The sequence below is a fragment of the Streptomyces sp. NPDC005151 genome, assembly GCF_053599875.1.
This window is the reverse complement of sequence record NZ_JBSFYR010000094.1, coordinates 18,812-28,482: the sequence shown is the minus strand read 5'-3', so window position 1 is coordinate 28,482 and position 9,671 is coordinate 18,812. Positions and strand designations below refer to the sequence as shown.

At 68.5% G+C, this 9,671-nt stretch carries 9 protein-coding genes; 6 read left to right on the top strand and 3 right to left on the bottom strand.

The features are described from left to right. Positions 1-437: 437 nt before the first annotated feature. Entirely contained in the window at positions 438-1,142 is a 705-nt protein-coding gene (locus ACWD6R_RS33255; RefSeq protein WP_451822113.1) for a glycerophosphodiester phosphodiesterase, read from the bottom strand. Between the two features lie 23 nt (positions 1,143-1,165). Next, on the bottom strand, positions 1,166-2,200 hold the full coding sequence (locus ACWD6R_RS33250) for an adenosine deaminase (protein ID WP_451822112.1): 1,035 nt from the start codon (positions 2,198-2,200) through the stop codon (positions 1,166-1,168). A gap of 133 nt (positions 2,201-2,333) precedes the next feature. Here ACWD6R_RS33250 and ACWD6R_RS33245 point away from each other — a divergent pair, with 133 nt between their 5' ends. After that, entirely contained in the window at positions 2,334-3,062 is a 729-nt protein-coding gene (locus tag ACWD6R_RS33245) for a DUF4190 domain-containing protein (protein WP_451822111.1), read from the top strand. Between the two features lie 73 nt (positions 3,063-3,135). Here the strand turns inward: ACWD6R_RS33245 and ACWD6R_RS33240 are convergent, their stop codons facing one another. Beyond that, complete coding sequence (locus ACWD6R_RS33240) at positions 3,136-3,696, bottom strand: NADAR family protein (protein WP_451822110.1); 561 nt, start codon at positions 3,694-3,696, stop codon at positions 3,136-3,138. 206 nt (positions 3,697-3,902) lie between these two features. Here ACWD6R_RS33240 and ACWD6R_RS33235 point away from each other — a divergent pair, with 206 nt between their 5' ends. Genes ACWD6R_RS33235 through ACWD6R_RS33215 form a run of 5 tightly spaced genes read left to right on the top strand, consistent with a single transcriptional unit; the run spans position 3,903 to position 9,650 of the window. After that, positions 3,903-5,417: a gamma-aminobutyraldehyde dehydrogenase gene (locus ACWD6R_RS33235; protein ID WP_451822109.1), complete on the top strand. Its 1,515-nt coding sequence runs from the start codon at positions 3,903-3,905 to the stop codon at positions 5,415-5,417. 43 nt (positions 5,418-5,460) lie between these two features. Further along, positions 5,461-6,711 (top strand): ABC transporter substrate-binding protein, encoded by a 1,251-nt coding sequence (locus ACWD6R_RS33230; protein WP_451822108.1) that lies wholly within the window; start codon positions 5,461-5,463, stop codon positions 6,709-6,711. Between the two features lie 55 nt (positions 6,712-6,766). Next, entirely contained in the window at positions 6,767-7,918 is a 1,152-nt protein-coding gene (locus ACWD6R_RS33225; RefSeq protein ID WP_451822107.1) for an ABC transporter ATP-binding protein, read from the top strand. Continuing rightward, entirely contained in the window at positions 7,915-8,847 is a 933-nt protein-coding gene (locus tag ACWD6R_RS33220) for an ABC transporter permease (protein ID WP_451822106.1), read from the top strand. The genes ACWD6R_RS33225 and ACWD6R_RS33220 overlap by 4 nt, the downstream gene beginning before the upstream one ends. Then, a complete protein-coding gene (locus tag ACWD6R_RS33215; protein ID WP_451822105.1) occupies positions 8,847-9,650 on the top strand; it encodes an ABC transporter permease in 804 nt (267 codons plus the stop codon). Before ACWD6R_RS33220 ends, ACWD6R_RS33215 begins: the two co-directional genes overlap by 1 nt. Positions 9,651-9,671 lie beyond the last annotated feature (21 nt).

The window sequence follows — 9,671 nt, the reverse complement described above, 5'->3', positions numbered from 1 at the left end:
CCTGCTCGAACGGAGTTGAGAGCTTGGGGAAGGATGGCACCGCCCCCGCACGACCGGAGTGATCGTGCGGGGCATCGGACCGTCCAGGCCGGACCGGACGCCCGGGGGCGTGAGGGAACCCGCCCACCCACAACGGACCACGCCCCTGGAGGCGTGCCGCCGAGCGGGAAGCGAAAGCGGGAACCCAGTGCATCCAAAACCGTTCGGGATGCGCCCAGTACGCAGCAGTGGGTCCAAGACTCACTTACGCACACTGGCTAGGAACGGTAATTGTCCTTGCCGCCCAGCCAGTGGTTCCAGACCCGGGCGTTGTGCGCGATGTCGGATCGGAACGGACTCGGGCGGGACGGGGGCTGCTGTGCGGATCGGTCACATCTGCTCCTCGGGCACCAGTCTCCCTCACCGACGGTGAGACACCGCCCACCATGCCGGATCGATCAAGAAAGCTCAGCGGACCGGGAGTTGGCCAGCAGCCCGTGCAGGGCGTCGACCCGGTTGGTGGTGATCGAGTCGACGCCGTGTCCGATCAGACGGCGCATCGTGCGCTTGGTGTCGGCCGTCCAGGCGGAGACCAGCAGCCCGTCCCGGTGGATACGGTCCGTCAGCTCCCGGTTCACCAGCCCGAACCGGTAGTTCAGCCAGCGGGGCCTCACCACGTCCAGCAGGGCGGCGCGTGGCGGGGCGAGTGTCGTCCAGGTCAGGGCGATCTCGGCGGACGGATCCGCGGCGCGCACCCGCAGCATGGCCTCGGGGCCCGCGCAGTAGTACGTACGCTCCACGGCCCCGCACTCGCGGACCAGGCTGACGGTCTTCCGTACCGACTCGTCGGTGGATCCGGGCAGATCGAGCATGAGGCGGTGTGCCCCGGCGGCGAGCAGCGCCTCGCGCAGGGTGGGCACACCGTCCGCGGTCAGTTCGGTGAGCTCCTGGTGGGTGAGCCGGTCCAGTCTGCGCTCGTGGCCCCACAGCCGCTCCAGCGTGGCGTCGTGCAGCAGGACCGGCACCCCGTCGCGGGTGACCCGGACGTCGATCTCGACCGCGTCCGCCCCCCGTTCGATGGCGGAGCGGATCGAGGGGAGGGTGTTCTCGCGGACACGGTACGGATCGCCGCGGTGAGCTACGGCGGTGACAGAGGTGGCCATGGGGCCATTGTCACCACCGGTGGTCACCGGCCGGTGCGCTGCAGCCAGTCCGTCGTGTACGTGTCGATCTCGGCGGCCAGCGTCCGCTTGCCGGCCGGGTCGAGGTACGAGGCCTCCACCGCGTTCTTCGCGAGCGCGGCAAGACCTTGCTCGTCCAGACCGAGGAGGCGGGCAGCCACCCCGTACTCGTTGTTGAGGTCGGTGCCGAACATCGGCGGGTCGTCGCTGTTGATGGTGACCAGGACTCCGGCGTCCACCATCTCCTTGACTGGGTGCAGGTCGAGATCGGTCACGGCGCGGGTTGCGATGTTCGAGGTCGGGCAGACCTCCAGCGCGATCCGGTGCTCGGCGAGGTGGTCGAGGAGCCTGCGGTCGCGGGTGGCGCTGGTGCCGTGGCCGATGCGCTCGGCGCGCAGTTCGGTGAGGGCGTCCCAGATCGTCTCAGGACCCGTGGTCTCCCCGGCGTGTGGGACGGAGTGCAGCCCCTCGGCGATCGCCCGGTCGAAGTAGGGCTTGAACTGCGGTCGGGGCACGCCGATCTCCGGACCGCCGAGCCCGAACGCGACGAGGCCCTCCGGCCGCAGGTCCACCGCGAGCCGGGTGGTCTCCTCGGCTGATTCGAGCCCGGCCTCGCCGGGAATGTCGAAGGTCCAGCGCAGGACGACCCCGAGCTCGGCCTCGGCGGCCTTGCGGGCGTCCTCTATCGCCTCCATGAAGCCCTGCTCCGGAATGCCGCGCCGGGTCGAGCTGAACGGGGTGACGGTCAGCTCCGCGTACCGGATGTTCTGCCGGGCCATGTCACGGGCGACCTCGAAGGTCAGCAGCCGGACGTCCTCCGGGGTGCGGACCAGGTCCACGACGGAGAGATAGACGTCGATGAAGTGGCCGAAATCGGTGAAGGAGAAGTAGTCGGCCAGCGCCTCGGGGTCGGTGGGGACCTTGGAGTCCGGGTGATGGGCGGCCAGTTCGGCGACGATGCGGGGCGAGGCGGATCCGACATGGTGGACATGCAGTTCGGCTTTGGGCAGCCCCGCGATGAAGGGGTGCAGATCGGTCATCGGATCCTCCGGAGGCATGACGTGGAGCGGTTCGGGCACGGGACGGCCCGGTGTGGGACGGGGATCATCGTAGGCCGGAGCGGCGGTTGCCGGGGCGGGCCGTAGCATGACGGGACCACGATGGGGGAGGCCCATGTCAGAGAACACAGAGCAGCCTGCGGACGGGGCTGTGCCACGCGATCCGTGGGCTCCGCCGGACAACAGGGTGCCGCTGGAGAAGCAGACCGGTGACCCGCGCCCGCCCGCTGTGCACGACCAGCAGACGGTCACCTCGATGCCGGCCGCAGGAACGGGACCGGTGCCCACAGCGGGGTTCGGCGCCGCACCGGGGACCGGCCCCTTTGCCGCACCGGGGACCGGCCCCCTGCCCGGAGCGGGACAGGTGCCCGGGGACGTACCGCCGCCGCCGATCGCGCCGAACGGTCCCGGGCAGCAGGTCCCTCCGGCAGGACAGTACGGATACCCCGCCGCACCCGTTCCGCAGTACGGCGGTTATCCGGGATACCCCGGCTACGGCCAGGCGGCCTGGGGCGGACCGGCGCCCGCGAACGGGCTCGGTATCGCGTCGATGGTGCTCGGCATCATCGCCGTGGCCGGCTTCTGCATGTGGGGGCTCGGGGTCGTCCTCGGCGTCCTCGCGCTGATCTTCGGTCTCATAGGCCGTGGCCGGGTCAACCGGGGTGAGGCGAACAACGGCGGCGTCGCACTGGCCGGCATCATCCTGGGCTCGCTCGGCATCGTGATCAGCGGAGCGTTCCTGGGCTTCCTGATCTGGGGCGTGACCCACGACTTCAACAACGACGACAGCTACCGGTACGACGACACGTACGGAACGTCCCTGGTCGTGGACGGCACGCGATAGAGGCAGGAATGCCGCCGCACAGAGCACGGCCCGCCGGGCGGTGGGGAGAACCCCGACCGCCCGGCGGGCCTTTTCATATCGCGTCGGGTACGGCGCGCAGCCGTGTTCGCGCCTCCATGAGGGCGAACCCCAGCAGATTCAGCCCCCGCCAGGTCGCCGGATCCTCCGCACGCGGGTCGTCCGCCGCCAGTCCGATGCCCCAGATCCTGTCCAGGGGGCTCGCCTCGACCAGCACCCGGTCCCCGGTGTTCAGCAGGAACGCGCGCAGCCCGGCGTCCTGGCCGAACTTGTGGACACTGCCCGCCACCACCAGGGCGAACCGCTCCCGCTCCCACACCGTGTCATCGAAGGCGCGGACCAGCCGGCCTGCCTTCTTCGCCGCCGCGGGGCTGCTCGCGGACAGCGCACGGCGCTCCGCCTCCGCGTCGCCGAAGAGCCGCGCCTTGCCGGCCATCATCCAGTGCTCGGCCGACGCGTACGTCACCCCGTCGACCGTGAACGGCGAAGGCCACCACTGGCTGAGGCAGCTCGCGCCGATCCGCCCGTCCGGCCGAGGGCGGTGTCCCCAGAACGGCAGGTACTTCACTTTCTCCCCGCGACGGGTCCGCGCCACGAGCTCGCTCAGGTGTTCCATGACATGCGAGTGTGGCATCCGCCACTGACACTCCGTACGTGGATTTCCGCGGCGACGCGACACATGGTCGACAGATTCCGTTGCGTAACCAAAAGGCAACAACGGAATCACTTGTTGGGCTCAGTCTCCTCTGTCAGGATCGGCACTCAAATCCAGCAGAAGGTACGCCGCCCCGGTTCACGGAGACAGCGGCGGAGGAGAGCGTCATGGGCAACGGCTTCCAGGTGCAGGACCGCTTCGCGGCCGGCGCGCAGTACATCGGCGGAAAGCTGCGCTCCGGCACATCGGGACGCAGCCACGACGTCGTGAACCCGGCTACGGGCGAGATCGTCTACACCTACGAACTGGCGGGCACCGCCGATGTCGACGCGGCGGTCGCGGCCGCCCGCGAGGCGTTCCCCGGCTGGTCGGGTGCCACCCCGGCCGAGCGGTCCGAGGCGATGCACCGGTTCGCCGCCGTCCTCGCGGAGCAGGCCGACGACTTCGCGTACGCCGAGTCGCTCCAGTGCGGCAAGCCCATCAAGCTCTCCACCGAGTTCGACGTGCCCGGCACCGTCGACAACACCTCCTTCTTCGCCGGCGCCGCCCGCCACCTGGAGGGCAAGGCCGCCGGGGAGTACGACGGCGACCACACCTCGTACGTACGCCGCGAGGCCATCGGCGTCGTCGGCTCGATCGCCCCCTGGAACTACCCGCTCCAGATGGCCGCCTGGAAGGTCCTCCCGGCGGTCGCGGCGGGCAACACGATCGTGCTGAAGCCCGCCGAGATCACCCCGCTGACCTCGCTGATGTTCGCCCAGGCGGCCACCGAGGCAGGCATCCCGGACGGTGTGATCAACATCGTCACCGGAGCGGGCAAGGAAGCCGGCGAACATCTCGTCGGCCACCCGGACGTCGTGATGACCTCCTTCACCGGCTCCACCGCCGTCGGCAAGCGGGTCGCGGAGATCGCCACCGCCACCGTCAAGCGCCTCCATCTCGAACTCGGCGGCAAGGCCCCCTTCCTGGTCTTCGACGACGCCGACCTGGAGGCCGCTGTCAACGGCGCGGTCGCCGGAGCGCTCATCAACACCGGCCAGGACTGCACCGCCGCCACCCGCGCCTACGTCCAGCGGCCGCTCTACGACGCCTTCGTTCAGGGCGTCGCCTCGCTGATGGAGACCGTCCGGCTCGGCGACCCCTTCGACCCGTCGACCGACCTCGGTCCGCTGATCAGCCACGCCCAGCGGGACCGGGTCGCCGGCTTCGTCGAGCGCGCCCGTGCGTACGCCACCGTCGTCACCGGCGGTGAGGCCCCCGGCGGCGATCTCGCGGACGGCGCCTACTACCGGCCGACGCTCGTCGCGGGCGCCGCCCAGGACAGCGAGATCGTCCAGTCGGAGATCTTCGGCCCGGTCCTGGTCGTGCTGCCCTTCGACACCGACGACGAGGGCATCGCCCTCGCCAACGACACCCCGTACGGACTCGCCGCCTCCGCCTGGAGCCGCGACCTGTACCGGGCGGGCCGCGCCACCCGCGAGATCAAGGCGGGCTGCGTCTGGATCAACGACCACATCCCGATCATCAGCGAGATGCCGCACGGCGGATACAAGGCCAGCGGCTTCGGCAAGGACATGTCGGTGTACTCATTCGAGGAGTACACACAGGTCAAGCACGTGATGTACGACAACACCGCGGTCGCCCGGAAGGACTGGCACCGCACTATCTTCGGGGACCGATAGCCAGGCCGGACAACGGCCACACCCACCCGAAAGGGCAACACGCATGGAGCAGTACGAGCCGGAGCACCTCTCCGCGGCCCAACTGGCCGCGATGCGGCGCAGTCTTACCAGTGGCAGGGGCGCCCTCACCCGCCGTTCGTTGCTGCGCGCCTCCGGCATGGGCGCGCTCGCGCTCGGCGGCCTGGGCACGCTGAGCGCGTGCGGCATCCCGCCCGCGAAGCGGGAAGGGGACGCAGCGGCGGCCTCCGACGACCACTCGGCCAAGGAGAAGCAGATCAACTTCTCCAACTGGACCGAGTACATGGACGTCACCGACGACGGCAAGCACCGGCCCACCCTGGAGGCGTTCACGGAGCGCACCGGGATCAAGGTCAAGTACACCGAGGACATCAACGACAACGTCGAGTTCTTCGGCAAGATCAAGCCGCAGCTCGCGGCCGGCCAGGACACCGGCCGCGACATCATCTGCGTCACCGACTGGCTGGCCGCCCGCGTCGTCCGCCTCGGCTGGGCGCAGAAGCTCGACGCGTCGAACCTGCCGCACGCCTACGCCAACCTCTCGGCCCAGTTCCGCTCCCCGGACTGGGACCCCGGCCGCGCCTACTCGTACCCGTGGGCGGGCATTCCCACCGTCATCGCCTACAACTCCAAGGCGACCGGAGGCCGCAAAGTCGACTCCGTCAGCCAGCTGCTCGACGACCCGAAGCTCAAGGGACGGGTCAGCTTCCTCTCGGAGATGCGCGACTCCATCGGCATGACCCTGCTCGACATGGGCAAGGACCCCGGCACCTTCACCGACGCCGACTACGACGCCGCGATCGGCCGGCTCCAGAAGGGCGTCGACAAGAACCAGATCCGGCGCTTCACCGGCAACGACTACACGGCCGACCTCGACAAGGGCGACATCGCCGCCTGCGTCGCCTGGGCGGGCGACATCATCCAGCTCCAGGCCGGAAACCCGGACATCAAGTACGCCATCCCGGCCGCCGGTTACATCATTTCCAGCGACAACCTGCTCGTCCCGGTGAAGGCCCGGCACAAGACCAACGCCGAGAAGCTCATCGACTACTACTACGAACCGTCGGTCGCCGCCGAGCTCGCCGCGTACATCAACTTCGTCTGTCCGGTCGACGGAGTCCGCGACGAACTGGCGAAGATCGACCAGGCGATGGCCGACAACGTCCTGATCCTTCCCGACAAGGAGATGGCGGCCCGGTCGCACGCCTTCCGCTCGCTGACCTCCGAGGAAGAGACGGCGTACGAAGAGAAGTTCGCCAAGCTCATCGGCGCCTGACCGGCCCGCCTTTCCTTCCCCCGACCTCCCCCTGACACCACTGGGACTGCGACCCATGACACAGCAGCAGACAGAAGGCGGCGACGTCCGCCTCACCGGGATCAGCAAGACGTACGGTTCCTTCAAAGCCGTCCAGCCGCTCGATCTGACCGTTCCGCAGGGCTCCTTCTTCGCCCTGCTCGGGGCGTCCGGCTGCGGCAAGACCACCACCCTGCGGATGATCGCGGGGCTGGAGGAGGCCACCACCGGCACCATCTCGCTGGGCGGCCGGGACATCACCGACCTCCCTCCGTACAAGCGGCCCGTCAACACCGTCTTCCAGAGCTACGCGCTCTTCCCGCACCTCGACATCACCGAGAACGTCGCCTTCGGTCTGCGCCGGCGCGGCATCAAGTCGGTCAAGAAGCAGGTCGACGACATGCTGGACCTCGTCCAGCTCGGCGACTTCGCGAAGCGCAAACCGCACCAGCTCTCCGGCGGCCAGCAGCAGCGCGTCGCCGTCGCCCGCGCCCTGATCAACCACCCGCAGGTGCTCCTGCTCGACGAGCCGCTCGGCGCCCTCGACCTCAAGCTGCGCCGCCAGATGCAGCTGGAGCTCAAGCGCATCCAGACCGAGGTCGGCATCACGTTCATCCACGTCACCCACGACCAGGAGGAGGCCATGACCATGGCCGACACCGTCGCGGTGATGAACGGGGGCCGCGTCGAACAGCTCGGCGCCCCGGCCGATCTGTACGAGAATCCGAAGACGACGTTCGTCGCCAACTTCCTCGGCACCTCCAACCTCATCGAGGGCGAGATCACCGAGGCCGGCGAGGACATCCTGGTCGGTGCGGGCGGCATGACGCTGCGGCTGCCCGCCGGGCGGTGTCAGGCACCCACCGCCCGTGGCGGCAGGCTGCTGCTCGGCGTCCGTCCGGAGAAGATCTCCCTCGCCCATGTCGACGACGCGGACTCCATAGCCGCCGGACGCAACCGGGTCACCGGCCGGATCATCGACTCCAGCTTCATCGGTGTCTCCACGCAGTACGTGGTGGAGAGCCCGGCCGGCAAGGCGCTTCAGGTGTACGAGCAGAACATCGAGCGCGACACCCGGCTCACCTCGGGAGCCGAAGTCGTCCTGCACTGGAACCCCGCGCACACCTTCGGCCTCGACGCGGCCCAGGACATCGACGCAGGCGTGGAGACGGTGGAGGACGCGACGTGACCGTCACCGAAGCGCCGCCCGCGCCGCCCACAGACCCTGCCGAACTCCCGGTACGCAAGGCCTCCACCCGCAAGCGCCTCGTCCCCTACTGGCTGCTGCTCCCCGGCATCCTGTGGCTCGTCGTCTTCTTCGCGCTGCCGCTGGTCTACCAGGCATCGACCTCCGTGCAGACCGGCTCCCTGGAGAAGGGATTCCAGGTCACCTGGCACTTCCAGACGTACTGGGATGCGCTGAAGGACTACTACCCGCAGTTCATCCGGTCCCTGCTCTACGCGGGCACCGCGACGATCCTGTGCCTGCTGCTCGGCTACCCGCTCGCGTATCTCATCGCGTTCAAGGCGGGCCGCTGGCGCAATGTCGTCCTGGTGCTGGTCATCGCACCGTTCTTCACCAGCTTCCTGATCCGTACCCTCGCCTGGAAGACGATCCTCGCGGACAGCAGCGCGGTCGTCGACGTACTGAACACGCTGCACATCCTGGACGTCACCAGCTGGCTCGGCTGGACGGAGTCCAACCGGGTGCTGGCCACGCCGATGGCCGTGGTCTGCGGTCTCACGTACAACTTCCTGCCGTTCATGATCCTGCCGCTCTACACCTCGCTGGAGCGGATCGACGGCAGGCTGCACGAGGCGGCCGGCGATCTGTACGCCACCCCCGCCACCACCTTCCGCAAGGTGACCTTTCCGCTCTCCATGCCGGGAGTCGTCTCCGGAACGCTGCTGACCTTCATCCCGGCCAGCGGTGACTACGTCAACGCGGAACTGCTGGGCTCCACCGACACCAAGATGGTCGGCAGCGTCATCCAGACCCAGTTCCTGCGCGTCCTCGACTATCCGACGGCGGCCGCGCTCTCCTTCATCCTCATGGCGGTCGTCCTGCTGATGGTCACCGTCTACATCCGCCGCTCCGGGACGGAGGACCTGGTCTGATGTCCGTACTGCGCTGGCTCCGCCGCCATCTGATCGTCATCGCGGGTCTGCTGACCCTCGCGTACATGATCCTGCCGAACATCGTCGTCATGGTGTTCTCCTTCAACAAGCCGAACGGGCGCTTCAACTACGCCTGGCAGCGCTTCTCACTGGACGCCTGGAAGGACCCCTGCGGCGTCGCCGACATGTGCGGCTCGCTCTCGCTCTCCCTCCAGATCGCCACCTGGGCGACCATCGGCGCGACCGCGCTCGGCACGATGATCGCCTTCGCGTTGGTCCGCTACCGCTTCCGGGCGCGCGGCGCGATCAACTCGCTGATCTTCCTGCCGATGGCGATGCCCGAGGTCGTCATGGCCGCCTCGCTGCTCACGCTCTTCCTCAACATGGGTGCGCAGCTCGGTTTCTGGACGATCCTCATCGCGCACATCATGTTCTGCCTGAGTTTCGTCGTGACGGCGGTCAAGGCGCGCGTGATGTCGATGGACCCGAGGCTGGAGGAGGCGGCCCGCGATCTGTACGCGGGCCCCGTGCAGACGTTCCTGCGGGTGACCCTGCCGATCGCCGCCCCCGGAATCGCCGCGGGAGCGCTGCTCGCCTTCGCGCTCTCCTTCGACGATTTCATCATCACCAATTTCAACGCGGGCTCGACCGTGACCTTCCCCATGTTCGTCTGGGGTTCGGCACAGCGCGGCACACCCGTGCAGATCAACGTCATCGGCACGGCGATGTTCATCATTGCCGTACTGGTGGTTGTCGTCGGCCAGCTGATCGCGAACCGACGAAAGAACAGCGCACGAACCTGAAGTCCTGAAGGAGTTGGAAAC